The 26,101-nt window shown below is 70.5% G+C and carries 26 protein-coding genes; all 26 read right to left on the bottom strand.

Annotated features, from left to right (window positions below; all coding sequences use genetic code 11):
- Positions 1 to 3: 3 nt before the first annotated feature.
- A complete protein-coding gene (gene lpxA, locus F563_RS0108860; RefSeq protein WP_019014310.1) occupies positions 4 to 852 on the bottom strand; it encodes an acyl-ACP--UDP-N-acetylglucosamine O-acyltransferase in 849 nt (282 codons plus the stop codon).
- 4 nt (positions 853 to 856) lie between these two features.
- Positions 857 to 1,351 (bottom strand): 3-hydroxyacyl-ACP dehydratase FabZ, encoded by a 495-nt coding sequence (fabZ, locus tag F563_RS0108865; RefSeq protein WP_019014311.1) that lies wholly within the window; start codon positions 1,349 to 1,351, stop codon positions 857 to 859.
- A gap of 2 nt (positions 1,352 to 1,353) precedes the next feature.
- The gene (gene lpxD, locus F563_RS0108870; RefSeq protein ID WP_019014312.1) at positions 1,354 to 2,388 is read right to left on the bottom strand and encodes a UDP-3-O-(3-hydroxymyristoyl)glucosamine N-acyltransferase; all 1,035 of its coding nucleotides are present in this window, start codon (positions 2,386 to 2,388) and stop codon (positions 1,354 to 1,356) included.
- Positions 2,389 to 2,395: 7 nt separating this feature from the next.
- Positions 2,396 to 3,181 (bottom strand): OmpH/Skp family outer membrane protein, encoded by a 786-nt coding sequence (locus F563_RS0108875; protein ID WP_019014313.1) that lies wholly within the window; start codon positions 3,179 to 3,181, stop codon positions 2,396 to 2,398.
- 2 nt (positions 3,182 to 3,183) lie between these two features.
- Positions 3,184 to 5,505 (bottom strand): outer membrane protein assembly factor BamA, encoded by a 2,322-nt coding sequence (gene bamA, locus F563_RS0108880; protein WP_019014314.1) that lies wholly within the window; start codon positions 5,503 to 5,505, stop codon positions 3,184 to 3,186.
- A gap of 64 nt (positions 5,506 to 5,569) precedes the next feature.
- Positions 5,570 to 6,721, bottom strand: a complete 1,152-nt coding sequence (gene rseP / locus F563_RS0108885; protein WP_019014315.1) for an RIP metalloprotease RseP — start codon at positions 6,719 to 6,721, stop codon at positions 5,570 to 5,572.
- Between the two features lie 21 nt (positions 6,722 to 6,742).
- Positions 6,743 to 7,918: a 1-deoxy-D-xylulose-5-phosphate reductoisomerase gene (gene dxr, locus F563_RS0108890; protein WP_035574979.1), complete on the bottom strand. Its 1,176-nt coding sequence runs from the start codon at positions 7,916 to 7,918 to the stop codon at positions 6,743 to 6,745.
- A complete protein-coding gene (locus F563_RS0108895) occupies positions 7,915 to 8,760 on the bottom strand; it encodes a phosphatidate cytidylyltransferase (protein WP_035574980.1) in 846 nt (281 codons plus the stop codon). The genes dxr and F563_RS0108895 overlap by 4 nt, the downstream gene beginning before the upstream one ends.
- A 19-nt stretch (positions 8,761 to 8,779) precedes the next feature.
- The gene (gene uppS / locus F563_RS0108900) at positions 8,780 to 9,529 is read right to left on the bottom strand and encodes a polyprenyl diphosphate synthase (protein WP_019014318.1); all 750 of its coding nucleotides are present in this window, start codon (positions 9,527 to 9,529) and stop codon (positions 8,780 to 8,782) included.
- 23 nt (positions 9,530 to 9,552) lie between these two features.
- The gene (frr, locus tag F563_RS0108905; RefSeq protein ID WP_019014319.1) at positions 9,553 to 10,128 is read right to left on the bottom strand and encodes a ribosome recycling factor; all 576 of its coding nucleotides are present in this window, start codon (positions 10,126 to 10,128) and stop codon (positions 9,553 to 9,555) included.
- 41 nt (positions 10,129 to 10,169) lie between these two features.
- Entirely contained in the window at positions 10,170 to 10,898 is a 729-nt protein-coding gene (pyrH, locus tag F563_RS0108910) for a UMP kinase (protein ID WP_019014320.1), read from the bottom strand.
- 107 nt (positions 10,899 to 11,005) lie between these two features.
- Positions 11,006 to 11,908, bottom strand: a complete 903-nt coding sequence (gene tsf / locus F563_RS0108915; protein WP_019014321.1) for a translation elongation factor Ts — start codon at positions 11,906 to 11,908, stop codon at positions 11,006 to 11,008.
- Between the two features lie 26 nt (positions 11,909 to 11,934).
- Positions 11,935 to 12,744, bottom strand: a complete 810-nt coding sequence (gene rpsB / locus F563_RS0108920) for a 30S ribosomal protein S2 (protein ID WP_019014322.1) — start codon at positions 12,742 to 12,744, stop codon at positions 11,935 to 11,937.
- A 229-nt stretch (positions 12,745 to 12,973) separates the two neighbouring features.
- Positions 12,974 to 13,213 carry a hypothetical protein gene (locus F563_RS0108925; protein WP_019014323.1) on the bottom strand — a complete coding sequence of 80 codons (240 nt, stop codon included), beginning with the start codon at positions 13,211 to 13,213 and terminating at the stop codon, positions 12,974 to 12,976.
- Positions 13,214 to 13,281: 68 nt separating this feature from the next.
- Positions 13,282 to 14,613 carry a S8 family serine peptidase gene (locus tag F563_RS0108930; RefSeq protein ID WP_019014324.1) on the bottom strand — a complete coding sequence of 444 codons (1,332 nt, stop codon included), beginning with the start codon at positions 14,611 to 14,613 and terminating at the stop codon, positions 13,282 to 13,284.
- A gap of 111 nt (positions 14,614 to 14,724) precedes the next feature.
- Positions 14,725 to 15,672, bottom strand: a complete 948-nt coding sequence (locus F563_RS0108935; RefSeq protein ID WP_019014325.1) for a ketopantoate reductase family protein — start codon at positions 15,670 to 15,672, stop codon at positions 14,725 to 14,727.
- The gene (locus F563_RS0108940; protein WP_019014326.1) at positions 15,672 to 16,358 is read right to left on the bottom strand and encodes an ABC transporter ATP-binding protein; all 687 of its coding nucleotides are present in this window, start codon (positions 16,356 to 16,358) and stop codon (positions 15,672 to 15,674) included. The genes F563_RS0108935 and F563_RS0108940 overlap by 1 nt, the downstream gene beginning before the upstream one ends.
- A complete protein-coding gene (locus F563_RS0108945; RefSeq protein WP_019014327.1) occupies positions 16,351 to 17,601 on the bottom strand; it encodes a lipoprotein-releasing ABC transporter permease subunit in 1,251 nt (416 codons plus the stop codon). Before F563_RS0108945 ends, F563_RS0108940 begins: the two co-directional genes overlap by 8 nt.
- Before the next feature lie 14 nt (positions 17,602 to 17,615).
- Entirely contained in the window at positions 17,616 to 18,932 is a 1,317-nt protein-coding gene (gene proS / locus F563_RS0108950) for a proline--tRNA ligase (RefSeq protein WP_019014328.1), read from the bottom strand.
- Positions 18,933 to 19,003: 71 nt separating this feature from the next.
- On the bottom strand, positions 19,004 to 19,393 hold the full coding sequence (locus F563_RS22110; protein ID WP_019014329.1) for a hypothetical protein: 390 nt from the start codon (positions 19,391 to 19,393) through the stop codon (positions 19,004 to 19,006).
- A gap of 330 nt (positions 19,394 to 19,723) precedes the next feature.
- A complete protein-coding gene (locus tag F563_RS0108960; protein ID WP_019014330.1) occupies positions 19,724 to 19,966 on the bottom strand; it encodes a DUF1467 family protein in 243 nt (80 codons plus the stop codon).
- 7 nt (positions 19,967 to 19,973) lie between these two features.
- On the bottom strand, positions 19,974 to 21,632 hold the full coding sequence (locus F563_RS0108965) for a ribonuclease J (protein WP_019014331.1): 1,659 nt from the start codon (positions 21,630 to 21,632) through the stop codon (positions 19,974 to 19,976).
- Complete coding sequence (locus tag F563_RS0108970; RefSeq protein ID WP_019014332.1) at positions 21,629 to 22,405, bottom strand: type III pantothenate kinase; 777 nt, start codon at positions 22,403 to 22,405, stop codon at positions 21,629 to 21,631. Before F563_RS0108970 ends, F563_RS0108965 begins: the two co-directional genes overlap by 4 nt.
- A gap of 4 nt (positions 22,406 to 22,409) precedes the next feature.
- Positions 22,410 to 23,147 (bottom strand): biotin--[acetyl-CoA-carboxylase] ligase, encoded by a 738-nt coding sequence (locus F563_RS0108975; protein ID WP_019014333.1) that lies wholly within the window; start codon positions 23,145 to 23,147, stop codon positions 22,410 to 22,412.
- Positions 23,144 to 24,580: an NADH-quinone oxidoreductase subunit NuoN gene (gene nuoN, locus F563_RS0108980; protein ID WP_019014334.1), complete on the bottom strand. Its 1,437-nt coding sequence runs from the start codon at positions 24,578 to 24,580 to the stop codon at positions 23,144 to 23,146. The genes F563_RS0108975 and nuoN overlap by 4 nt, the downstream gene beginning before the upstream one ends.
- 5 nt (positions 24,581 to 24,585) lie before the next feature.
- The gene (locus tag F563_RS0108985; RefSeq protein WP_019014335.1) at positions 24,586 to 26,100 is read right to left on the bottom strand and encodes an NADH-quinone oxidoreductase subunit M; all 1,515 of its coding nucleotides are present in this window, start codon (positions 26,098 to 26,100) and stop codon (positions 24,586 to 24,588) included.
- Between the last annotated feature and the right edge of the window lies 1 nt (position 26,101).

A 26,101-nucleotide genomic window follows, 5' to 3' on the forward strand; every position in this document is an offset into this window, starting at 1 on the left:
GGATCAGGCGGCGGTCTCGACCGCCCCGTTGGCCTCGGCCTCCTCGCCGAGATCAAGCTCGGCCGGGCCGGCGGCACGGCAGAGCGGACGGCGCCCGCCCGCGCGCATGAAGCCGATCACCTCCTGCACGAGCGCATCGGTCGGATGCCGGCGCGCGGCCTCGGCGACGCGCAGCGCGAAGGTGCCGTTCTCGTCACGGAACAGCAGGCGGAACGCGGCGCGCAGCGCGTTGATCTCGCTGCGCGCGAAGCCGCGGCGCTTCAGCCCGACGAGATTGAGGCCGGTCAGCCGCGCGCGGTTGCCCATCACCAGCCCGAACGGAATGACGTCGCCCTCGACGCCGCTCATGCCGCCGACGGCGGCGTTGCGGCCGATCCGCACGAACTGATGGATCGCCGCGCCGCCGCCGATATAGGCGGCATCGCCGACCTTCACGTGGCCGCCGAACATGACGTTGTTGGCGACGATCACGCCGTCGCCGAGTTCGCAGTCATGCGCCACGTGCGCCACGCACATGATCATGCAGTCGGCGCCGATGCGCGTCAGGCCGCCGCCCACGCTGCCGCGGTGGATGGTCGCGTGCTCGCGCACCAGGGTGCGCGGCCCGATCTCGACGCGCGTCGGCTCGCCCTTGTACTTCACGTCCTGCGGCGGCAGGCCGATCGTGGCGAAGGGCATCACACGCACGCCGGGCCCGAGCGTGGTGTGGCCCTCGATCACGACATGCGAGGCGATCTCGGCACCCTCGCCGATCGCCACGTCGGCGCCGATCACCGCATAGGGGCCGACGCGGACACCCTGCGCGAGTCGCGCCCCGGGCGCGACCTGCGCCGTGCTGTGGACGTCGGGCATCGCCTCAGCGGTCCAGGATCATCGCCGCGAAGGTGGATTCGGCCACGACCTGGCCGTCGACCTTCGCCTCGGCCGAGAACTTCCAGACATTGCCGCGGTTGCGGTCCTTCCGCACATGGATGCGCATCTGATCGCCGGGCACGACGGGACGGCGGAACTTCGCGTTCTCGACCATCATGAAATAGACGAGCTTGCCGGCGGCATCGTCGCCCAGCGTCTCGACCACCAGCACGGCCGCGGTCTGCGCCATGCTCTCGATGATCAGCACGCCCGGCATCACCGGATGCGTCGGGAAGTGGCCCTGGAAGTAGTTCTCGTTGATCGAGACGTTCTTGATGCCGATCGCGCTTGCGTTCGGCACCACATCGACCACCCGATCGACCAGCAGGAACGGGAAGCGATGCGGAATCGCGTGCATGATGCGCGCGATGTCCAGCGCCTCGATCCGCCTCGATTCGGCCTTGGGCTCAGCCGTCACGGCCGCGTCCGTCCCGTCCATCGTCAATCCGCCTTGCGTCGCCCCTCGCGCGCCGCCCGGTAGAGTGTGGCCACGGCCCGCCAGAACTCGCGCGCCGGGCGGGCTGGACTGCCGAGCACATCGGTGCGCGCGGGCACATCCTCCATCACCCCGGCCTGAGCCCCGATCCGGGCCTGCCGGCCGATCCGCAGATGTCCCGTCACGCCAGCCTGCGCGGCAACCACCACGAAATCGTCCAGGGTTGTCGATCCGGAAATGCCCGACTGGGCGACGACCACACAACACCGACCGAGGCGGACGTTGTGCCCGATCTGCACCAGGTTGTCCATCCGCGTGCCGGAACCAACCACGGTGTCGGCGGACGAGCCGCGGTCGATCGTGGTGTTCGCGCCGATCTCGACGTCGTCGCCGAGCAGCACCCGGCCGAGCTGCGGAACGGTGACGAAGCCGTCGGGGCCCTCGGCGAATCCGAACCCCTCCTGCCCGACCTTGGCGCCCGGATGCAGCACCACCCGGTCGCCGGCGATGCAGTGGCTGATCACCACGCCCGCGCCGATCCGGCAGGCGCTCCCCAGCACCACCCCTTCGCCGACCACGGCGAGCGGGCCGATCACCGTGCCCGCACCGATCGCCGCGCGACCGCCGATGACCGCACCCGGACCGACCGCGATCCCCCGTCCCAGCACGGCATCGGGGGCGACGGTCGCCGATGGATGGATCCCCGGCACCACCGCCGGCGGCGGATGGAACAGCGCGGCGACGCGCGCCCAGGCGAGATAGGGCTTCTTCGTCAGCAGCAGCGCCATGCCGGCGGGCGCCTGACCGGCGTTGCTCGGGTCGAGGATGCAGGCCCCCGCGCGCGAGACCGCCAGGGCCGGCAGATAGCGGCGGTTGTCGAGGAAGGCGATCCGATCCGGTCCGGCGGCCTGCAACGGGGCGACCCCCGTGATCGGCCGCGCCGGGTCGGCCGCGCCGGCGAGCGTCGCCCCGGCCGCCTCGGCGAGGCGGGCGAGCGGGTATGGGCCGGCGCCCGGAAAGAACCGGGGATCGCCGATCACGACAGGCTCAGTTGCGGCGCGCGGGCGGGACGGCTGCCGGCGCCTCGGCCGGATCCGGGTCGAGCGGCACGGAGGTGAGCGCCCGGTTGAGCTGGTTCGCCACCGCCTCGCTGATGTCATGGTCCTCGACCGCGAGCACGATCGCCTGGCGCTGCACCACCATGGTCAGACCGCGCGCCTCGGCGACCTGGCGGATCACGTAGAGCATCACCCGCTCGACCTCGGCGAGCGCCTTCTGGCCCGCCGCCTGGATCGCCGCGTTGCGCTCGCGCAGGATGCGCTGTCCGTTGGTGATCTGCTCCTGGAGCTCCCGCTCCTTCTCGCGCAGTTGCTCCGGCGTGAGCCGGGCGCGCTCGGCGGCGAGCGCCTGCTGGGCATCGCGCCAGCGCTGCTGCTCGCGCGCGGAATCCTCCTGGAGGCGGGCGAGCCGGCGCTGCAGCGTCTGGCGCACCTCGCGCACCGCCACCGACGCCTCGAACACCTCCTGCGCCCCGATCACGCCGATCACCGCCGGGGGCGGTGGCGGGGAACGGTCGAGCGGCGGCAGCTGCGGCGCTCCCGCCTCGGTCGGGCCGGGCACCTGGCCGGCCGAGGCGGCCGGGCGCTGGGCCGGACGCTGCTGCGGCTGCGCCGCAGGCGGGCGCTGCGCCGGCGGACGCTGCTGTTGCTGCGGCTGCTGGCCCGGCACGAACCACTGCTGCTGCTGTTGCTGCTGCGCCTGCGCCGGCGCGCCGGGCGCCCAGGCCGTCGCGGCGAGCGCCAGCGAGGCGAAGGCTGTGCGGATGAACGACATGATCAGAACCTCGTACCGAAGCCGAACCGGATCAGCTCGGTCTTGTCATAGCTCTTCTTCACCACGGCCCAACCGAGGTCAACGTTCACAAGGCCGAAAGGCGAACGCCACGCCACGCCCACACCCACACCCACCCGGGGGCTGGTGTCGTTGGCGACATTCGGTCCGGAGAATCCGGGCCGGCTCAGCCCGCCGACATCGACGAAGGTGCGACCCTGCACACCGAGATCCTCCGACAGGAACGGCATCGGGAAGCGCAGCTCCGTCCCCGCGGTCCAGATCAGGCGCCCGCCGAGCGAGTCGTCGGTGGCAAGGTCGCGCGGACCGGCGCCGCCGAGCTCGAAGCCACGGAGGTTCTCGCCGCCGAGGAAGAAGTTGTCGATGATCCGTTCGCGCTTGCCGTACTGCACGAGATAGCCGGCGCCGGCGCTGAACACGAGCGTATAGGTGCCCTGGAGATCCAGCAGCCGGGCGATCGGCAGGTAGTAGCTGGCATCGACCCGCGGGCGGAAGAAGCCGACGTCGCCGCCCAGGCCCGAGACGTCCGTGCCGATGCGCACAACGTAGCCGTCGGTCGGGTCGAGCCGGCTGTTGCGCCGGTCGTAGGTCAGCACCTGACTGACCTGCGACAGCGTGGTCGTGCCTGCCTGGTCGCGGATGAACCGCGACGCGTCCGCCTGGATGTTCTCGATCTTGCGCTGCACCAGGGTGTAGCTCCAGGACTGGCGCAGATACTCGTTGAACTCGTAGCCGAGCCGGAGCGCGAAGCCGACGCGCTTGTCGTCGAAGCTCGAGACCAGCCGGTTGTTGCGGATGATGTAGAAGACGTCGACGCCGGCGACGAGATTGCGGTCGAGGAAGTAGGGATCGGTCAGCGAGACGTCGAGCTGGCTGCGCCGCTGTGCCACCGTGACCTGGAACTGCCCGTCGAGGCCGGTGCCCACCAGGTTGCGCTCACGCAGGCCGAACGTGCCGAGCGCTCCCGCATCGGTCGAATAGCCGCCGCCGATGGTGAGCTCGCCGGTCGCTTTCTCCTCGACTTCGACCTGCACCACCGCGCGGTCCGGCGCGCTGCCGGGCGCATTGGTGACCTCGACCTTGCCGAAGTAGTTCAGGTCGACGATCCGCTGGCGCGAGCGCGCGATCCGCGCGGCGTTGAAAGCGTCACCCTCGGCGAGGCGGAACTCGCGGCGAATCACCTGGTCCTTGGTACGGAGATTGCCGACGATGTCGATCCGCTCGACGAAGACGCGCGGGCCTTCGACGATCTCGAAGACGATGTCGATGGTGCGCGTCTCGGCGTTGCGGGTCAGGCGCGGGCGCACCTCGGCGAAGCCGTAGCCGGCATCCTGCGCCGCGCGCGACAGCGCCTCGATGCTCTCCTCGACGCGGTCGGCGCCGTACCACGCACCCTCCTGCACCGCGACAGCGCCGCGCAGCGTGTCGGCATCCAGGTTGCGGATCTGCGAGACGACATCGACCTTCCCGACGCGGTAGCGTTCCCCCTCGTCCACCGTGAAGGTGACGAAGAAGCTGGTGCGGTCGGGGGCGAGTTCCGCGACCGCCGAGACCACCCGGAAATCGGCGTATCCGTTCTTCAGGTAGAACCGGCGCAGGAGCTCGCGGTCGAACGACAGCCGCTCCGGGTCGTACTGGTCGGAGGTCGAGAGGAAACGCCACCACGCGGTCTCGCGCGAGGCCACCACCTCTTGCAGCGTGCTGGTCGAGAAGGCCTGGTTGCCGACGAAGTTGATGCGCCGGATCAGCGTGCTCTCGCCCTCGGCGATCTCGAACACGAGATCGACGCGGTTCTGGTCGAGCTCGATGATCTTGGGCTCGATCTGGGCCCCGAACCGGCCGCGCCGGGCGTAGATGTCGAGCAGCCGCTGGCGGTCGGCCTGCGCGGCGGCACGGGTGAACACCGCGCGCGGCCGCAGTTGCAGCTCCGCGCGCAGCACCGCGTCGCCGAGCGCGCGGTTGCCCTCGAAGACGATACGGTTGACGATCGGGTTCTCCACCACCGTCACCACCAGCGTGTCCCCCTCGCGGCGCAGCGAGACGTCGCGGAAGAGGCCGGTCGCGAACAGGGTGCGCAGCGTGCGGTCAAGCCGGTCCGCCTCGAACGGGTCGCCGGGCTGGGCCAGCATGTAGCTGCGGATCGTCGACTCCTCGATCCGCTGCGCGCCCTCGATCCGGACGGCGCGAATCACCCCGGCCCCGGCAGCCGAGGCTGCGGGCCCGGCCTGGCGCGGCTGCGCCTCCAGCGTGGCGACGGTCGGCAGGGCAAGCACGCCCGCAAGCAGGATCAGTCTCAGAGGCGGCACTGGCGGTCCCAAAACGCGCGGCGTGTGACGGGAGGCGCGACCATATCCGCGGCGGCCCAGCCTGTCACCCAAGGAGGCGCGAGAACCAATCGACCACCCTCAGATGCGTGAGGTCGTTCCAGGTCGCGAGGACAAAGATCGCGAGCAGGATCGCGAGCCCCCCGCGGAAGGCGTATTCCTGGGCGCGCGGTGGCAGCGGCCGGCCGCGCACCGCCTCATAGGCGTACATCACCAGATGCCCGCCATCGAGAATCGGAATCGGGAACAGGTTGATCAACGCGAGGTTGACCGACAGCAGCGCCATCAGTCCGATCAGCGGAATGAGCCCGCCCTCGGCGACCTGGCCCGAAAGCTGCGCGATCCGGATCGGCCCGCCGATCTCGTCCGTGCCGCGCGTGCCGGCGATCATCTGCCAGAGCGCGACCAGAGTCTGTTCGGTCAGGCGCACGGTCTCCAGCGCGCCGGCCGCCAGGGCGGCGAACGGATCGAGCCGGCGATACTCGGGCACGCCGCCGGCCACGCCCAGCATGCCGATGCGCTGGACATTCCCGAATCTGTCGGAAATCTCGCGCAGGTCGGGTGTCGCCGGCAGCGTGACCGCCGCGCCGTCGCGCTGCACGGTCAGGGTCATGGGCTGGCCGGGCCGCAGCCGCACCGTCGACTGCACGTCCTCGAAGCGCGGCGTGGCCCGCCCGTCGATCGCGACGATCCGGTCGCCGGGCTGAAGCCCCGCGCGCTCGGCCGCGCTCTCGGCCTGCACGCCCGTGATCACCGGCGCGGTGTCCGGCCGGCCGGCCGTCATGAACATCCCGGCGAGCAGCACGGCGGCGAGCAGGAAGTTGGCGATTGGTCCGGCCGCGACGACCCAGGCGCGCGCGCCGACGCTCTTCTCGCCGAATGTCTGGCCCTCGCGCCAGACCGGCGGCGGCTCGCCCTTCGCCTTCGCTTCGGCCACCACCTGCGCCCGGTCGTCCGGGCCCTCGTGGCCATGCAGCTTCACGTAGCCGCCGAGCGGGATCCAGCCGACCTTCCAGCGCGTACCGGTGCGCCCGGTCCAGCCCAGGATCTCGCGCCCGAATCCGATCGAGAACACATCCACATGCACGCCCACCGAGCGCGCGGCGAGGTAGTGGCCGAGCTCGTGGAAGAAGATCAGCACGCCGAGGACGAGCAGGAACGGCAGGATCGTGCCGAGAGTGCCGCCGAGGAACTCCATGGGGCCCAGGTACTCCGTGATTCAGGCGAAGGCGGGGCCGGTCGCGAGGTCGAGCGCGGTGCGCCGCGCCGTCGCGTCCGCCTCCAGCACGGCTTCAAGGTCGGGCGCGGCGGGCGTGCCGAGCCGGTCGAGGGCAGCCGCGACCAAAGCGGCGATGCCGAGGAAACCGATCCGCCCCTCCAGGAACAGCCGCACCGCCACCTCGTTCGCCGCGTTCAGGATCGTCGGAGCCGCGCCACCGGCGGCGAGCGCCTCGCGCGCCAGGGTGAGCGCAGGAAATCGTTTATGGTCCGGTAATTCAAACGTGATCGTGCGCAACGTCGCGAGATCGAGCCGGCGCGTCGCGGTGGTCATCCGGCGCGGCCAGGCGAGGGTATGGGCGATCGGGACGCGCATGTCGGGCGGCCCCATCTGTGCCAGCATCGAGCCGTCGACGTACTGCACGATCCCGTGGATCGCGGCCTCGGGATGCACCAGCACCTCGATCCGTTCGGCCGGAACCGGGAACAGGCAGGCGGCCTCGATCACCTCGAGGCCCTTGTTCATCATGGTCGCGCTGTCGATCGTGACCTTGGCGCCCATGCGCCAGACCGGGTGGTTGAGCGCGTCCTCGGGCCGGATCGCGCGCATCCGTTCGGCCGGCCAGTTCCGGAAGGGCCCGCCGGAGGCGGTGAGCACGATCCGTTCGACGCTCTCGGGGGCCGTGCCGTCGAGCGCCTGGAAGATCGCGTTGTGCTCGGAATCCGCGGGCAGCAGCGTCGTCCCGGCCGCCGCGGCGACCGCGCGCAGCATCGGGCCGGCACAGACGAGGCACTCCTTGTTGGCGATCGAGACGATCCCGCCCCCGCCGGCCGCGGCCATGGTGGCGGGAAGCCCGGCCGCGCCGACGATCGCCGCCATCGTCCAATCGACCGGGATCGAGGCGGCCGCCACCACCGCCGCGGGACCGGCTTCCACCGCGATGCCGCTGCCTTCGAGCGCCTCGCGGAGCGCCGGGAGCGCCGCGACATCGGCGACGACGGCGAGCCGCGCGCGCACCCGGCGGGCGGCCGCCGCCAGCGCCGTCGCATTCCCGTTCGCCACCAGCGCGACCACCTCGAAGTGGCCCGGCGGCGCCTCGGCGATCAGATCGAGCGTGGCGCGCCCGACCGAGCCGGTGGCGCCCAGCACCGTGACGCGGCGAGGGGCACCGTTCACCCCCACAGCACCGCCCCCTGCCCCAGCGCCAAAGACAGGGCCGCGGCGACCGGCACCGCCGCGATCAGCCCGTCCGCACGGTCGAGCAGCCCGCCATGACCCGGGATCAGTCGCGAGGCATCCTTCACCGCGAAGCGTCGCTTGATGAAGCTTTCCAGGAGGTCGCCGCATTGCGCGGTCAGCCCGATCGCCGCGGCCACCAGCGCCACGACGGCGGGCTCCGCTCCCGGCGTCAGGGCAGCCGCCACGCTGAGCCCGGCCGCGATCGCCGCGGCAAGCCCGCCGGCACCGCCCGCCCAGGTCTTGTTCGGGCTGATCGCGGGCGCGAGGCGTGGGCCGCCGATCATCCGTCCCGCCAGATAGGCGCCGATATCCGACGCCCAGACCACCAGCACCACGAACAGCACATTGGCCCGGCCCGCATCCCCGGCGTCGCGGAGCCAGATCAGCCCCACGCCCGCAAGCCCGATATATATCACGCCGGCCGCGAGCCAGCCGGCCGGACGTCGCTCGCCCGGCAGGAGCGCGGGCTGGCGTGCGACCGCCCAGGCCAGGGCAGTGCCGGCGCCCAGCAGCGCGAGCGCCGCAAGCCAGGCGCCCGCGACGGAAGCGAGCCCGGCCGCCAGCAACGCGAGCGGCACCACGAGCCCGGGGAAGGCGCGCAGCCGCGCGCCGCAGAGATGCACCCATTCCCAGGCCAGCACGGCCGTGCCGAGGGCGACCAGAAGCATGAACCACTCGGCGCCGAACCAGATCGCGGTGAGTGCGATCGGCCCGAGCACCGCGGCGGACAGGGCACGCTTGCCGAGATCGCTCCAGCGTCCGGCCGCCTCTGCCGTCATGCGGAACGGTCGGTCGGGCTCAGCCCGGGCGGGCGCCATAGCGTCGCTCCCGCGCGGCGAAGGCCGAGAGCGCCTGGGCGAGATGCTGCGGGCCGAACTCGGGCCAGAGCACGTCGAGGAAGACGAACTCCGCATAGGCGGCCTGCCAGAGCAGGAAGTTCGAGATCCGCTGCTCGCCGGAGGTGCGGATCACGAGGTCAGGATCGGGCATGCCGTCGGTCTCGAGGAAGCGGGCGAAGCTCGCTTCATCGACCGAGTCGGGCGAAACCCGCCCCTCCGCGACCGCGCGCGCGAGCCGCCGCGCCGCGCCGGCGATCTCCGACCGCCCGCCATAGGAGAGCGCGATCACCAGGTTGAGCCGCGTGTTGGCGATGGAACTGGCTTCCGCCCGCTCGATCGCCTCGCGCATGCCGGCATCGAGGCGGTCGCGGTCGCCGATCATGCGCAGCCTGACGCCCCGCCGGATCATCTCGGTCCAGTGCCGTTCGATCCCCTGGCGCAGCAGCCCCATCAGCCCGCCGACCTCCTCGGCCGGGCGGCGCCAGTTCTCCGACGAGAACGCGTAGAGGGTCAGCCAGGGCACGCCCTGGGCGAGGGCCGCATCGACCGCCCGGCGCGCCGCCTCGGCGCCCTCGCGATGGCCGGCCAGTGCCGGCAGGCCGCGGCGTGCCGCCCAGCGCCGGTTGCCGTCCATGATGATCGCCACGTGCCGCGCGAGCGGCGGCGCGGCCAGCGCCGTGGCGGAGGCGATCGGGAGGGGGGCGTTCATCGGCGGGGGGACTGGCGGGGCGCTCAGGGTTGCTTGATGTCGGCTTCCTTGGCGGCCAGCGCCTCGTCCACCTTGCGGATGTAGCCGTCGGTCAGCTTCTGGACCTCCTCGGCCCAGTCGCGATGCACGTCCTGGCCGATCTCGTGATCCTTCTCGAGCTTCTTCAGCGTCTCCATGCCGTCGCGGCGCACCGCGCGGATGGCGACGCGCGCGGCCTCGGCGTATTTGCCGGCGAGCTTGGCAAGCTCGATACGCCGCTCGGCGGTGAGCGGCGGCAGGGGCACGCGCACGGTCTGGCCGTCGCTCGCCGGATTGAGGCCGAGACCGGCGTCGCGGATCGCCTTCTCCACCGAGGAGACGGCCGCACGGTCCCATACCTGGACCGTCAACATGCGCGGCTCGGGAACGCCGATCGTGCCGACCTGGGTGATCGGCATCTCGGTGCCATAGACCTCGACCTTGATCGGCTCGAGCAGCGCCGGGCTCGCCCGCCCGGTGCGCAGCCCGGCGAACTCCTTCTTCAGCGTGTCGAGCGCGCCCTCCATCCGCCGGCGCAGATCGCCGGTGATCTGATCGAGCGTGGGCGGGGCCTTGGCCATTCCTGTCTCCCCTGCTGTCCCAGGATCCGCGCGCGCCGTCCTCAGCCGGGCGCGTCGGTGACGATGGTGAAGGTGCCGCGGCCGCGCATCACGTTGGCGAAGGCGCCCGGTTCATGGATCGAGAATACCACGATCGGCAACCCGTTCTCCCGCGCCAGGCTGATCGCCGAGGCATCCATCACCGCGAGATCGCGCGCCAGCACGTCGAGATAGGTCAGACGCTCGTAGCGCTGCGCGGCCGGGTCCTTGCGCGGATCGGCGGAGTAGACCCCGTCCACCTGCGTGCCCTTCAAAAGAGCCTCGCAGCCCATCTCGACGGCGCGGAGGGCCGCCGCCGTGTCAGTGGTGAAGAACGGGTTGCCGGTGCCGGCGGCGAAGATCACCACCCGCCCCTTCTCCATGTGCCGGATCGCGCGGCGGCGGATATACGGCTCGCAGACCGAACTCATCGGGATGGCCGACTGCACCCGCGTATGGACCTCGCGCTTCTCGAGCGCGTTCTGAAGCGCGAGTGCGTTCAGCACCGTCGCCAGCATGCCCATATAGTCGGCGGAGGCCCGCTCCATGCCCGCCGCCGCGCCGGAGACGCCGCGGAAGATGTTGCCGCCGCCGATCACCAGGCAGACCTCGACGCCGAGCGCGACGACCGCACGCACGTCCTCGGCGATCCGCCCGACCGTCTCGGTGCAGATGCCGTACTCGCGCCGTCCCATCAGCGCCTCGCCCGACACCTTCAGGAGCACGCGTCGGTAGCGGGGCGCATCCTCCATGAAGCGGGCGTCCTTCTGCAGCGGGGCGGGGCCGGACTCGGGCGGGGCCGCCAGTGTAGGGCGGATCGCCGTCCCGGGCATCCCCGCTGCCGGCATCGCGGCGGCCCTCAGCGCGCCGCCGCCGCGACCTCGGCCGCGAAGTCCGAAGCCTCCTTCTCGATCCCCTCGCCGAGCTGGAAGCGGACGAAGCCGGCGAGCTGGGCACCTGCCTTCTTCACGACGTCCTTCACCCGGCTCTCGCCGTCGTGCACCCAGACCTGCTCGAGCAGCACGACCTCCTCGTAGTACTTGCGGACGCGGCCCTCGACCATCTTCTCGATGATCGCCTCGGGCTTGCCCGACGCGCGCGCCTGCTCGGACAGCACGGCCTTCTCGCGCGCGAGCGCGGCCGGGTCGACCGAGCCGATGTCGAGGAACTCGGGCCGGGCAGCGGCGACATGCATGCCGATCTGCCGACCCAGCGTGGCGAGCGCCTCGCCCGGCTCGCCGACCAGGGCGACCAGCACGCCGATCCGCCCCAGTTCGGGCTTGAGGGCGGAGTGGACATAGGTCGCGACCACGCCCTTGGGCACCGACAGCATCGCCGTGCGGCGGATCGCCATGTTCTCGCCGATCGTGGCGATCAGGTGGGTCAACTCCTCGGCGACCGTCCGCCCGCCGCCCGGGAACGCCTTGCCCTTCAGCGCCTCGACATCCCCGCCGGCATCGAGGGCGAGGCCCGCGCAGGTGGCGACGAAGTCCTGGAAGGTCTCGTTGCGCGCGATGAAGTCGGTCTCGGCATTCACCTCGACGATCGCCGCGCGGGTGCCCTCGGCCTTGACGCCGACCAGCCCCTCGGCGGCCGTGCGGCCGGCCTTCTTGGCCGCCGCCGACAGGCCCTTCTTGCGCAGCCAGTCGATCGCCGCCTCCAGGTCGCCGCCGGTCTCGGCCAGCGCCCGCTTGCAGTCCATCATGCCCGCGCCGGTCTTCTCGCGCAGTTCCTTGACCAGCGCCGCGGTGATCTCCGCCATCGATCCGTCCTCTCGTGCTGTGAGCGTCAGGCCCGCGCCTCGGCGGAGGCCTCGGGTACGGCGCCCTCGGGTGCCGCCTCCTCGGCCGGCGGCAGCTCATCCAGGGGCACCTCCTCGGCCGCGCCGAGATCGACGCCCGAGGCCGCCATCTCGGCGGAGATGCCGTCCAGCACCGCGCCGGCGACGAGGTCGCAGTAGAGCGCGATCGCGCGGATCGCGTCGTCGTTGCCGGGGATCGGGTAGGTCACGCCATCCGGGTCGGAGTTGCTGTCGAGCACCGCGACCACCGGGATGTTCAGCTTGCGCGCCTCCTGGACCGCGATCTTCTCCTTGTTCGTGTCGATGATGAACAGGATGTCCGGCAGGCCGCCCATCTCCTTGATGCCGCCCAGCGCGCGCTCGAGCTTGTCGCGCTCGCGCGTCAGCATCAGCTGCTCCTTCTTGGTCAGCCCGGTCTGCTCCTGGGCGAGCTGCTCCTCGATCGTGCGCAGCCGGCGGATCGAGTTCTGGATGGTCTTCCAGTTCGTGAGCATGCCGCCGAGCCAGCGGTGGTTGACGTAGTACTGGCCGCAGCGCTTGGCGGCGTCCGCGACGTAGTCGGCGGCCGACCGCTTGGTGCCGACGAACAGCACGCGCCCGCCGCCCGCGACCGCGTCGCGGATCGCCTGCATCGCCCGGCTCAGCATCGGCACGGTCTGCTGCAGATCGATGATGTGGACCTGGTTGCGCACGCCGAAGAGGTACGGGGCCATCTTCGGGTTCCAGCGGCGGGTGTGGTGACCGAAATGGACGCCGGCTTCCAGAAGCTGGCGCAGGGTGAACACGGGCAGGGCCATGGGGCCGTCCTTCTCCTTCACACGTCCGGTTCATTCCTCCGCGGCGCTGCGCCGGCCGATGCCGCACCTCGGCATGGCCCGCACCGGACCCCGGGATCCCCCGGGAAGGCTGCACCGCGTGTGAATTGGCCGGCGCGGGAGCCCCCGCGCACGGCCGGGGCGGGTGATACAGGGCGGAAACGGCGAGGGCAAGCGTCGTGCCGCGCAGGGGTGCCGCGCGGCAGGCGTTCTACCAGGTCGGGTCGGACCCGGGCGGGCCGATGCCGACCTCGGTGTCCTCGGCGACGCTCGCGACCCCCTTGATCTTGCGGGCTTTCGCCACCGCCTTGGCATCCGCCTCGCCGGTGATCACGCCGATCGCATCGAGCACGGCGCCGACAGCGAAACCCGCCTCGGCGAGGTCGCGCCGCACCGCGGCGGCCGGACGCTCGCCGCTGAGGGTGACGATCCAGGTCTTGCGCTGGGCCACGGCCCGCCCTCCATCCCCACCCGCGCCCCGGCGGGACGGGGGCCGGGACGCGGTGGAACGGAGTCTAGCTACGGCGCCTGGACAAGGCCAGCGCCGACCCGCGAGGCCGGCAGCGGCAACGGCTGGGCGGAGGATTGCAGCCTGCGCCACAGCGAGGCCCCGCGCAGCGAGGGGCTGGACTGGGCCCAGAGCGCCGCGCAGCCGGCGACGTGCGGTGTGGCCATCGAGGTGCCGCTGATGGTGTGGTAGCGCCGCGGCCGCGGCCAGGACGAGAACACATCGCGCCCCGGTGCGGCGATCTCGATCTTGCCGAAGTTCGAGAAGCTGGACGGGGTCAGGTTCGGATCGAGCGAGGCGACCGACATGATGGTCGGTGAATTGGCCGGCGCGCCGGTCGGCTTCGTCTCGTTGCCGGCCGCGGCGATGATCAGGCAGCCGGCCGAGAGCGCGGCCTGGCCGGCGGCGGTGTAGGCCGCCTGCACCGGACTCTGGCTGCCGAGCGACATCGAGATCACCTCGCAGTGATTGGCGATCGCCCAGTTCATGCCCGCAAGCACGCCCGCGCCGGTGCCGCTGCCGGAGTTGGTGAGCACCTTGCCGACGAAGATGCTGCCGGCATAGGCGATGCCGTAGCGCGGCGTGCTGCCGGGCGGCGATTTCGGCCCGCACGCGGTGCCGATGCAGTGCGTGCCATGACCGTTCAGGTCCTGCACCGGCTGGCCGACGAAGGTGTTGGTCGTCATCGGCCGGCCGGAGAAATCGGGATGGCCGAGATCCATACCGGTATCGAGCACCGCGATCTTGATGCCCACCCCGCTGCGGCTGCTCGGCGGCACCTTGCAGCGGATCAGTCCCCAGGTCGCGCCCAGCACCTCCGCCTCGACCTCCTCCGGCTCCGGCACGGGCACGCCCTTGAGGTCCCGCGCGATCGTGTTGGCCGCCGCGAGGAAGCCGCGCAGATACTCGGAGCCGGCGGCGAAGACGAAATACTCCGGCTCGATCGTCTCGATCGGGCTGTCGGCGGCCGCGGCGGCGAAGGCGCTCATGCCATGCGCCTCGAGTGCCGTGCCGCTCACCACGGCCACGCCGATCTCGGGGAAGTTCAGCGCCTCGGCATCGCCCGCATCCTCGAGCGCGACCGCCTGGCCGGAGAAGTCGCGCGCATCCGCCATGCGGAAATCCTGCGCCTTGAGGGCCTTCGCCCCCTCCTCCGCCATGCCTTCGCGGTAAGTGACCAGATAGCGCCCGGTCTCCAGCGTGTCGCCGCCGCGCTCGAGCGCCGCGAGCAGGAGTTGTTCGGTCGGTGCCGAAACGGCGGCGGCGCTGACCGGCGGGCCGCCGGTCGGACCGGTTGCGGCCGGGCCACGCGCCCGCGGCCGCCTGCCTCGCCTGATTGCCATGGCCGTCTCTCCTGTTCGCGTTCCGTTTCGGCGCAGCGCAGCTCGCTACGACATCGTTACATTAACGGACACGCGCAGGAACCGCAAGACGATTGAGCCGTAACGGAAAGGTTACCGGTGCGGAAGGCGCCCGGCCGCGCGTCGCGCCTCGTAGGCCCTGGCATGCAGATACGCGGCCTCATGCAGCGCGTCGTCCACGCCGGCATGGCGCGCGGCATCGAGCAGGAAGCCGAGGATGTGATCGGACTCGATGCGCCCGCCCGCCTCCAGGTCGCGCAGCATCGAGGCGGCCGCCGGGCCGGCGCTGCGGAACATCGGCACGAGTTCGCGCTCCAGCGCCTTCGGCCGGACGGGATGGCCGTGCGCCGCCGCGATCGCGACGTTGCGCTCCAGCAGGCGGTCGATCCAGTCCTGTCCGCCGGCGGCTGCGATCTCGCCGAGATTCGCACGCATCAGCACGGTCGCGATCGCGAGCGTGCCGATCAGCACCAGCTTCTCCCACATCCGGCTCGTGATGTCGGTCACGGCATCGGCGCGCAGGCCGGCGGAATCGAAGACGCGCTTCAGGGCCTGCACGCGCTCGGACATCGTGCCGTCGCGCTCGCCGAACTCGACCATCTGCACCGGCGCGAGATGGCGCACCACGCCCTCGGCCGTCAGCGTCGCCTGGATCTTGGCAAGCCCACCGAGCACGCGGCCTGTTCCGAACGCAGCGACCAGCGTATCGATATGCGACAGGCCGTTGAGCAGCGGCAGCACCGCGGTCGTCTTGCCGACCGCTGGCCGGATCGCCGCGATCGCCGCGTCGAGATCGTAGGCCTTGGCCGTGAGCAGCACGACATCCCAGGCGCCGGCGCGGGGCAGGTCGTCTGCCAGCAGCGCCGTGACCGCGAGGCGCGCATCGCCGGCAGAGGGGCTCTCGATCACGAGCCCGTCGCGGTCGAGCTGAGCCTTGCGGCCGGGACGCACCAGGAACGCGACCTCGGCCGCGCCGGCCTGGACGACCCGGCCGCCGAAATACCCGCCGACCGCGCCGGCGCCGAGCACGAGAATGCGCATCAGCCCCTGCCCTCCACCACATGGCCGTCGCGCAGCGTCAGCGTGCGGTCCATGCGCGCCGTAAGGTCCGGATTGTGGGTTGCGATCAGCGCCGCCACGCCGCGCTCACGCACGAGCGAGAGAAGCTCGCCGAACACCACCTCGGCGGTCGCCATGTCGAGATTGCCCGTCGGCTCGTCGGCGAGCAGCAGCTTCGGCTGATTGGCGAGCGCGCGCGCGATCGCCACGCGCTGCTGCTCGCCTCCCGACAGCCGCGCCGGACGATGGTTCAGGCGCGCCGACAACCCGAGTGCGCCCAGCAGCGCCTCGGCCCGCTCGGCCGCCGCGCGCTTCGGGATCCCGGCGATCACCTGCGGCATCGCCACGTTCTCGCGCGCGGTGAACTCCGGCAGCAGATGGTGGAACTGATAGACGAAGCCGATCGTGGAACGGCGGAGCTCGGTGCGCGCGGTGTCGCCGAGCGCGGATGCCTCCTTGCCGGTGACGACGATGCGCCCGCGATCGGCATGTTCGAGCAGGCCGGCGATGTGCAGGAGCGTCGACTTGCCCGCGCCCGACGGAGCGACCAGGGCGACGATCTCGCCGGGCGCGACCGCGAGATCGACGCCGCGCAGCACCTCAAGCAGTCCGTCACCGGTGCGGAACGTGCGCGCGACCCCCTCCAGCCGCAGGACGGCCTCACTCATACCGGAGCGCCTCGACCGGATCGAGCCGCGCGGCGCGGAAGGCCGGGTAGAGCGTGGCGGCGAGCGAGAGCCCGAGCGCCATCAGCGTCACCTGCAGCACCTCGTTCGGATCGACCACCGCCGGCAGCCGCGAGAGGAAGTAGATCTCGGCCTGGAACAGCTCCTGGCCGGTGAGTCCCTGGAGCCATTGCCGGATCGTCTCGATGTTGAGCGAGAAGGCGAGGCCTAGCGCGACCCCGATCACCGTGCCGAGCACGCCGATCGAGGCGCCGCACATCAGGAAGATGCGCATCACCGCGCCCTTGGTCGCGCCCATGGTGCGCAGGATCGCGATGTCGCGGCCCTTGTCCTTCACCAGCATCACCAGCGAAGAGATGATGTTGAAGGCGGCGACCAGGATGATCAGGGTCAGGATCAGGAACATCACGTTCCGCTCGACCTGCACGGCCTGGAAGAACGAGGAGTTCGCCTGCTGCCAATCGAGGATGCGCACAGGTTGTTCGCGCAGGGCATCGCGGATGGCGAAGGCCACCTGGCGCACCCGTGTCGGGTCCTCGACGAACACCTCGACCTGGGTCGCCGCCCCCTGCTGGCGGAAATAGGCCTGCGCCGTCTCGAACGGCAGGAACACATAGGAGGAGTCGTATTCGTACATACCGACCTCGAACAGGCCGACGATGGTGTAGGCCACCACGCGCGGCACCGTGCCGAACGCGGTGACCTGGCCCTGCGGCGAGACGAGGCTGATCCGCTCGCCCACGCGCAGGCCGAGGCGGGACGCGAGCCGCGTGCCGATCAGGATGGCGTCCTCGCCTTCGAAGCGATCGAGCGAGCCGGCGACGATGTTGTCGGCGATGATCGCACGCGCGCGCAGATCCTCGGGTCGCACGCCGCGCGCGAGCACGCCCGAGGCCCCGCCCCGCTCGCCGGTGGCGAGCACCTGACCCTCCACGATCGGGATCGCCTGCACCACGCCGGGTACGCGGCGGATGCGCTCGGCGGCCGCATCGAAGTCGGTGAGCGGGCCGGCGGCGCCATAGACGCCGAGATGTCCGTTCAGTCCGAGGATCTTGCCGAGCAGCTCCTGGCGGAACCCGTTCATGACGCTCATGACGATGATCAGCGTCGCGACCCCGAGCGCGATGCCGGCGAGAGAGAACGCCGCGATCACGCTGACGAAGCCTTCCGCCTTGCGCGCGCGCAGATAGCGGAAGGCGACCATCCGCTCGAAGGGGCCGAACATGGCGCGCTAACGTCTCAGCCGAGCAGGCGTTCCAGCACCGCGTCGCGATCGAGCTCGTGTCGCTCGCCCCCCTTGCGGCGCTTGAGCTCGGCGCGTCCCGCAGCCGCCCCGCGCGGGCCAACGACCACCTGCCAGGGCAGGCCGATCAGATCCATGTCGGCGAACTTCACGCCCGCCCGCTCCTCGCGGTCGTCATACAGCACCTCGGTGCCCGCGTTGCGCAGCGCGGCGTAGATGTCGTCGCAGAGCGCTTCGGTCGCGACGTCCCCAGGTTTGAGGTTGATCAGCCCGACGCGGAACGGTGCCACGGTCTCCGGCCAGATGATCCCGGCCTCGTCGTGGCTCGCCTCGATGATCGCGCCGACCAGCCGCGACACGCCGATGCCGTAGCTGCCCATCTCCGGGTGGATCGGCTTGCCGTCCGGTCCCTGCACCGTCACCCCCATCGGCTTGGAGTACTTGGTGCCGAAATAGAAGATGTGGCCGACCTCGATGCCGCGCGCCTCGACGCGCTGCCCATCGGCGAGCGCGCCGAAGGCGATGGGGTCGTGCTTCTCGTCGGTCGCGGCGTAGAGCGAGGTCCAGGAATCGACGAGCGGCTGCAAATCGGACTCGTAGTCCACCGCCTCGCCCAGGATGTCGCGCTCGACGAGATCGCGATGCACGAACACCTGGCTCTCGCCCGTCTCGGCGAGGATGATGAACTCGTGGGAGAGATCGCCGCCGATCGGGCCGGTATCGGCACGCATCGGGATCGCCTTCAGGCCGAGCCGGGCGAAGGTGCGCAGATAGGCGACGAACATGCGGTTGTAGCTCCGTCGCGCGCCGGCCTGATCGAGATCGAAGGAGTAGCTGTCCTTCATCAGGAACTCGCGCCCGCGCATCACGCCGAAGCGCGGCCGCACCTCGTCGCGGAACTTCCACTGGATGTGGTAGAGCATCAGCGGCAGGTTGCGGTACGACTTCACATAGGCGCGGAAGATGTCGCTGACCATCTCCTCGTTGGTCGGCCCGTAGAGCAGCTCGCGCTCGTGGCGGTCGCGCAGGCGCAGCATCTCCTTGCCGTAGTCCTCGTAGCGTCCGCTCTCCTTCCACAGCTCCGCCGGCTGGATAGTCGGCATCAGAAGCTCATGGCAGCCGGCCGCATCCTGCTCCTCGCGCACGATGCGTGCGATGTTGGTGAGCACGCGGTGGCCGAGCGGCAGCCAGGAATAGATCCCGGCAGCCTGCTGGCGGATCATCCCCGCGCGCAGCATCAGCCGGTGCGAGACGATCTGCGCCTCGGCCGGCGTCTCCTTGAGCGTGGGCAGGAAGTAGCGAGAAAGGCGCATCGCGTCGCGGCATCCCGGATGGCGGAAGGGCCGCGCACACTAACGGCGCCGCGGCGTTCCGTCACGCGGGCTCAGCGGCGGCGGGCGGCGGCGCAGGCGGCGGCGAGCCCGGCCGCGGCGTCGGGCGCGATCGGGCGGCCGTTGAACAGCACCGTGCCGTTGTCGATCTCGATGACGCCGAGCGGCAGATCGGCGATCAGATCCGGCGGCAGGCCGAGCCGTTCGCGCAGATCCACGCCGAGATAGATCGCGAACCGCTCCGGCACGATCGGCACGGCCGGATTGAGATCGGCCGGCGCCACGCTTCGCCCCCGCACATCCACGCCTGGCCGATACACCACATCGGGCGCGGGAACGTGGCGCTCAAGCCGCCGGCAGTCCCACTCACTGATCGTCTGCGCCGCAGCGGGGAGCGTGCCAGCGGCCACCAGCAAGATCGCTGCGATCAGGGCGCGGTGCACGGCATCTTCTTTCGCTTTGCTGCGGTGCAGCGACAAATATCGTTCGCAAGCCTATGGACGGGCGGTTTACGTTCCGCTAACAAGAAAAGGGCCGCGCGCCTCGCAGCGCACGGCCCAAGTTTAGGGAGGAAACGCCAGTCACACGGCAGGAAGAGGAACAGCCCTCTTCCTGTCGCTGATTTTCGCGCGTGCGCCGACGGCGGGGCAACAGCAAACTCAGCAATCGCGGCGCTTTTTTCGTCAATTCAACCATTGATTGCTCAAAACGCAGGCATCCGGCTCATCGTTTGTGCAAGTTCTGGCCGCGCTCTGAGCAGGATTTGATCAAGATCAAGGATGGTCGCGAAAACTGATCAAGTCTGACTCCACCACGGCCCAGATGCCGAGCCAGACCACACCCGAAACCAGCGTGGTCACCAGCACCTTGCGCCACAGCAGCGGCCGTTCCGGCGCGCCGCGGAAATGTGTCTTCTCCTCCGGGTCGGTCACCGGCCGGGTCCAGAACGGCAGCACGGCGAACAGCACGGTCCACCAGACCAAGGCATAGACGACGAGGCCGGTGAACCAGTTCATCGAGGTCTCACCGTCCGATCCGCATGACATGCACTTCGATGCCGGGCCGCTTCTGCCACAGCGCCCGCCGCAGCAGGCCGCGGAGCGCACCGCGCGCCGCCTCGGCCACCGCCTCGTCATCCCGGCGGACAGGGGCGGGCAGGCCTGAGACAGCCGCCATCAGGTCGTCGGCAAGGCCCTCAGCGGCGCCGTTCATCGCCGCGTCGAACACACCGGGGCCGGTGATGCGGGGCCGCCCAAGGACCCGCCCGGCCTCGTCAAGCGCGAGCGAAGCGATCACCACACCGTGCTCGAGCATGCGCCGCCGCGCCGCCAGCACCTCGCCGCCGATCGGCAGGAGACGGTCGCCATCCACGGCGAGCTTGCCGGCCGGTGCGCTGTCCACGACCGTCACTGGGCCGGGAGCGAGGCGCAAGATGTCGCCGTCATCGATCACGTGCGGGATCGCGCCGAGCGCGCGCGCGAGCTCGGCATGCTCGGTCATGTGGCGCCATTCGCCGTGCACCGGCACGACATGCTTCGGCCGCACCAGCGCGTACATGCGGCGCAGCTCGTCGCGCGCCGGATGGCCGGAGACGTGCACCATGTGATCGCGCTCGGTCATGACGGTCACGCCGCGCCGCGCGAACTGGTCCTGCACGCGCAGGATCGCCCGCTCGTTGCCCGGGATCACGCGCGAGGAGTAGATCACTGTGTCGCCCTCGCCGAGCGAGACGTTCGGATGGTTGTCCGCCGCGATGCGCGAGAGCGCCGAGCGCGGCTCGCCCTGGCTGCCCGCGACCAGGAACAGCACGGAATCGTCGGGCAGGTAGCCCGCCTCGTCCTCCTCGACGAACTCGGGCAGCGTCGCGAGATAGCCGGTCTCGCGCGCGGCGGCGATGATGTTGCGGAAGGCGCGCCCGACGATCGCGACACTGCGGCCGGCGCTTTGCGCCGCGAGCGCGATCGATTCGATCCGCGCGACATTGGTCGAGAAGCAGGTGACGGCCACCCGCCCCTTCAGCCGGCGGATCAGCGCGCCGAGATTGCGCCGCACCTCGGACTCGCTACCCGAATGTCCCTCGACCATCGCGTTGGTGCTGTCGCACACCATCACGTCCACACCCTCGTCGCCGAGCGCGGCGAGAGCGGCCTCGTCGGTCGGCGGGCCGATCAGCGGGTGCGGATCGAGCTTCCAGTCTCCCGTATGCAGCACCAGGCCGTGCCGCGTACGGATCGCCACCGCCTGCGCCTCGGGGATCGAGTGCGCCATGCGGATGAAGCGCAGATGGAACGGATCGAGCGTGAGCTCCGCACCGAGGTCCAGCGTCGTCAAGGGTACCCGCCCGAGGAGTTGGCGCTCGGCGAGCTTGCGGCGCAGCACCGCCGCCGCGAAGGGGCTCGCGTAGACGGGACATTCGAGCGCGGGCCACAGCCAGGCGACCGCGCCGAGATGATCCTCGTGCCCGTGGGTGATGATCAGCGCGCGGAGGTTCCGTTTGCGCTCGGCCAGGAAGCCCACGTCCGGCACCATGATCTCGATATCGGGCCGCGCCGCGTCGCCGAAGCCGATGCCGCAATCGATCGCGAGCCAGGCGCCATCGGCGTGGTAGAGATTCAGGTTCATGCCGATCTCGCCGGTCCCGCCCAGCGGCAGGAAGGCGAGGTCGTCGCGGGCTAATGTCACGCTGTGGCCTTCATGTTGCGCTCGGCGAGCAGGACGAGCCCGTCGAGGGTCAGATCCGCATCGAGATGGTGGATGGCGGGCGTGCCGTCCATGAACAACGGCGCGAGCCCGCCGGTCGCGATCACGGTCAATCTCTGATCGAGCTCAGCCTCGATCCGGCGCGCAATGCCCTCGATCAGCCCCACGTAGCCCCAGTACACGCCGGACTGCATGGCGGGCACCGTCGATCGGCCGACGACCGATTGCGGCCGGCCGATGCTGATGCGCGGCAGCGCCGCCGCCGCGCGGTGCAGCGCGTCGAGCGAGAGATTGATCCCCGGCGCGATCACGCCGCCGATGTAGTCGCCCGCGGCGTCGACGACATCGAATGTGGTGGCGGTGCCGAAATCGATCACCGCGAGCGGGCGCGGATAGCGCATGCGCGCGGCCAGCGCGTTGACGAGGCGGTCGGCGCCGACCTCGCGCGGATTGTCGGTGCGGATCGCGAAGCCCCAGTCGAGATCCGAGCGCGTCACCATCGCCTCGACACCGAAGCGGTCGCGGCAGAGTCGGCGCAGGTTGTAGAGCGCGTTCGGCACCACGCAGGCGATCGCCGCGGCGTCGATATCGGCGGGGCCGAGCCCGTCCCAGGCCATCAGCTGCAGCAGCCAGACCGCGTATTCGTCGGCCGTGCGGTCGGCCACCGTGGCGATGCGCCAGCGGCCGCGCCAGGCGGCGCCGTCCCAGACCGCGAACACCACATTCGTGTTGCCGGCATCGATGGCGAGCAGCATCCGATCAGCCTCCCGCGAAGACGTCGCCGGCGATGATCCGGCGCGTCCGACCATCCTCGAGCGACACGAGCAAGGCCCCGTCGGTGTCGAGCCCGGCATAGCGGCCGCTGACCGGTCCGGCAGGCAAGCGCACCGTGATCGCGGTGCCGTGGGGCTGGGCGCGGCGTTGCCAGGCCGCGACGATCGCGCCGAATCCGTCCACGCGCGCGCGCCCGCTCCAGGCGATCAGCCGCTCCAGGATCGCCTCGGCGAGCGTGTCCGGCGCCGGCGGTCGCAGACCGAGAGCGGCAAACGAGGTGGCGGGCCGATCGGCGTCGTCGGGATGCGTGACGAGATTGACGCCGATCCCGGCGACCGCCCATTTCGTGCCGTCAGCGCGTGTGCCGGCCTCGACCAGCACGCCGCCCAGCTTGCGCCCCGCGACGACCAGATCGTTCGGCCATTTCAGATGCAGGCCGATGCCGTCCGGCAGCAGCGTGGCGAGCGCTTCGGCGATCGCGACACCGGCGAGCAGGCCGAGCCCGCCGGGTGCGGCAACCGCCTGCGCATCGAGCAGGACGGAGAGATAGAGGTTGCCCGGCGGGGACTGCCAGCGCCGCCCATGCCGCCCGCGGCCTGCCGTCTGCGCCTCCGCCAGCACCGCGCACCACGGCCCCTCCCCCGCCTCGGCCAGCGCGATCGCGCGGTCGCTGGTGGAGGGCAGACTCGCGTGGCGTTCGATCCGGCCGTGCGTCTGGCTCATCCCCCGATCAGGGACCGCGCCGCCGTGCCGGCGGCGGCGACGAGCGGCGCGGGCGCAAGGGCGAACAGCGCCGTGAAGATCATCGACCCGGCGACCACCACCCCGACCGAGGCGGGACGCGGATCGAATTCGGGCTGCGCAGCGTCGAAGTACATCACCTTGACGATGCGCAGGTAATAGAAGGCCGACACCACCGACGAGAGCACGCCGATCACCGCGAGCGGCCAGAGCCCCGCCTGCACGGCCGCCATGAACACGTAGAACTTGCCGAAGAACCCGGCGAGCGGCGGGATGCCGGCCATCGAGAACATGAACACCGAGAATGCGACCGCGAGCCCCGGCGCCGTGGCCCCAAGCCCGGCGAGATCCTCGATGCGCTCGCAGGCCTGGCCCTTGCGGCGCATGGCGACGATGCAGCCGAAGGTGCCCGCGTTCATGACGATGTAGATCGCCATGTAGACCAGCACGCCGCGGATCCCCTCCTCGGTGCCGGCGGCGAGTCCGATCAGCGCGTAGCCGACATGGCCGATCGAGGAATACGCCATCAGCCGCTTGATGTTGCTCTGGCCGATCGCGGCGAAGGCGCCGAGCAGCATCGAAGCGATCGAGATCAGGACGATGATCTGCGTCCACTGTCCCGCCACATCGCCGAACGGGCCGGTCATGACGCGCAGGAACAGTCCGACCGCGGCGAGCTTCGGCGCGATCGAGAAGAACGCCGTCACCGGCGTTGGTGCGCCCTCGTAGACATCCGGCGTCCACATGTGGAACGGCACGGCGGAGACCTTGAAGGCGAGCCCGGCGGCGACGAAACAGAGCCCGGTGATCAGTCCGAGCGAGGGCGGCCCAGCCTCGATCGCGGTGGCGATGCCGGCGAAGCGCGTCGAGCCCGAGAACCCATACACGAGTGAGCTGCCGTAGAGCAGCATCCCCGAGGCGAGCGCTCCCAGCACGAAGTACTTCAGCCCCGCCTCGGTCGCGCGCAGATCGTCGCGGTGGATCGCGGCGAGCACGTAGAGCGAGAGCGAGGACAGTTCGAGCCCGACATAGAGGCTCATCAGGTCGTTCGCCGAAACCATCATCATCATGCCGACGGTCGCGAGCAGGACCAGGACGGGGTACTCGAAGCGGTCGATCCGTTCCTTCTCGTTCCAGTCGAGCGAGAGCACGAGGCCGAGCGCGGCCGCGAGCAGCACCAGCACCTTGGTGAACACCGCGAACTCATCGAGCACGAACAGGCCGTCGAAGGCGATCACGGGCGCGTCCATCGACAGCACGAGCACCGCGGTCAGCAGCAGCGAGGCCAGCGCCGCCATCGACACGGCGAGGGTGGCGCCACGGCGCATGAAGACGCCGAGCATGAGCGCCGCCATGCCGAGGCAGGCGAGCACCAGCTCTGGGATGACGGCATGCCAGTTCAGGATGCTCTCCATCGCTGTCACAGCCCCGCAAGCTGGCGTGTGGCCTGGACCGCCGCCTGATGCTGCGCGATCAGGTTGGCGACCGATGCCCCGTAGAACCCGCTGAACGAGGAGGGGTAGATCCCCATCCAGAGGGTCAGCAGCGCCAGCGGGGCGAACACCGCCGCCTCGCGCGGCGAAAGATCGAACAGCCCCTTCAGCTCCGGCTTGGTCAACTGGCCGAAGATCACGCGCCGGTAGAGCCACAGCATGTAGGCGGCGCCCAGCACCATGCCCGTGGCCGCGAGCAGCGCCAGCATCCGGTTCACCTGCCAGGCGCCGACGATCGCGAGGAACTCGCCGACGAAGCCCGAGGTTCCCGGAAGCCCGACCGACGCCATGGTGAACAGCATGAACAGCAGCGCGTAGCGCGGCATGCGGTGCACGAGCCCTCCATAGGCCGCGATCTCGCGCGTATGCATCCGGTCGTAGATCACGCCGACCACGAGGAACAGCGCGCCCGAGACGACGCCGTGGCTCAGCATCTGGAAGATCGCGCCCTCGATGCCCTGGGTGTTCAGCGTGAACAGCCCGAGCGTGACGATGCCCATGTGGGCCACCGAGGAGTACGCGATCAGCTTCTTCACATCGGTCTGGGCGAGCGCCACGAGCGAGGTGTAGATGATCGCCACGATCGACAGCGCGAAGATGAAGGGGGCGAGCTGCTCCGAGGCGTCGGGCAGCATCGGCAGCGAGAAGCGCAGGAAGCCGTAGCCGCCCATCTTCAAGAGCACACCGGCGAGGATCACGCTGCCCGCGGTCGGCGCCTCGACATGCGCATCGGGCAGCCAGGTGTGCAGCGGCCACATCGGCACCTTCACCGCGAAGGAGGCGAAGAAGGCGATGAACAGCCAGAACTGCGCGGCCGGTGCGACGCGATGGGCGATCAGGGTCGGGATGTCGGTGGTGCCGGCGTCGAGATAGAGCCAGATCAGCGCCAGCAGCATCAGCACCGAGCCGAGCAGCGTGTAGAGGAAGAACTTGAACGCCGCATAGACACGCCGCGGCCCGCCCCACACCCCGATGATCAGGAACATCGGGATCAGCACGCCCTCGAAGAAGATGTAGAACACCACGAAGTCGAGCGCGCAGAACATGCCGACCATCATGGTCTCGAGCACCAGGAAGGCGATCATGTACTCGCGCACGCGCGACGTGACCGACTCCCACGACGCGACCACGCAGATCGGCGTCAGCACGGTGGAGAGCAGCACGAACAGCACCGAGAGCCCGTCCACGCCCATGTGGTAGCCGATGCCCCATTCGCCGAGCCACGCCGCCTGCTCGACGAACTGGAACTCGGCCGTGGTGCGGTCGAAGCGGAACCACAGGATCAAGGACAGCAGCAGCACGATCCCGGAGGTCCAGAGCGCGGTCCAGCGGGCGTTGCGCGCGACCGTCTCCTCGTCGCCGCGCACGGAGGCGATGATCAGCGCGCCGGCGAGCGGAAGGAAGGTGATCAGCGAAAGCAGCGGGAAGCCGAGCGTGTTCATC

Source organism: Elioraea tepidiphila DSM 17972, assembly GCF_000378465.1.
Classification (GTDB): Bacteria; Pseudomonadota; Alphaproteobacteria; order Acetobacterales; family Acetobacteraceae; genus Elioraea; species Elioraea tepidiphila.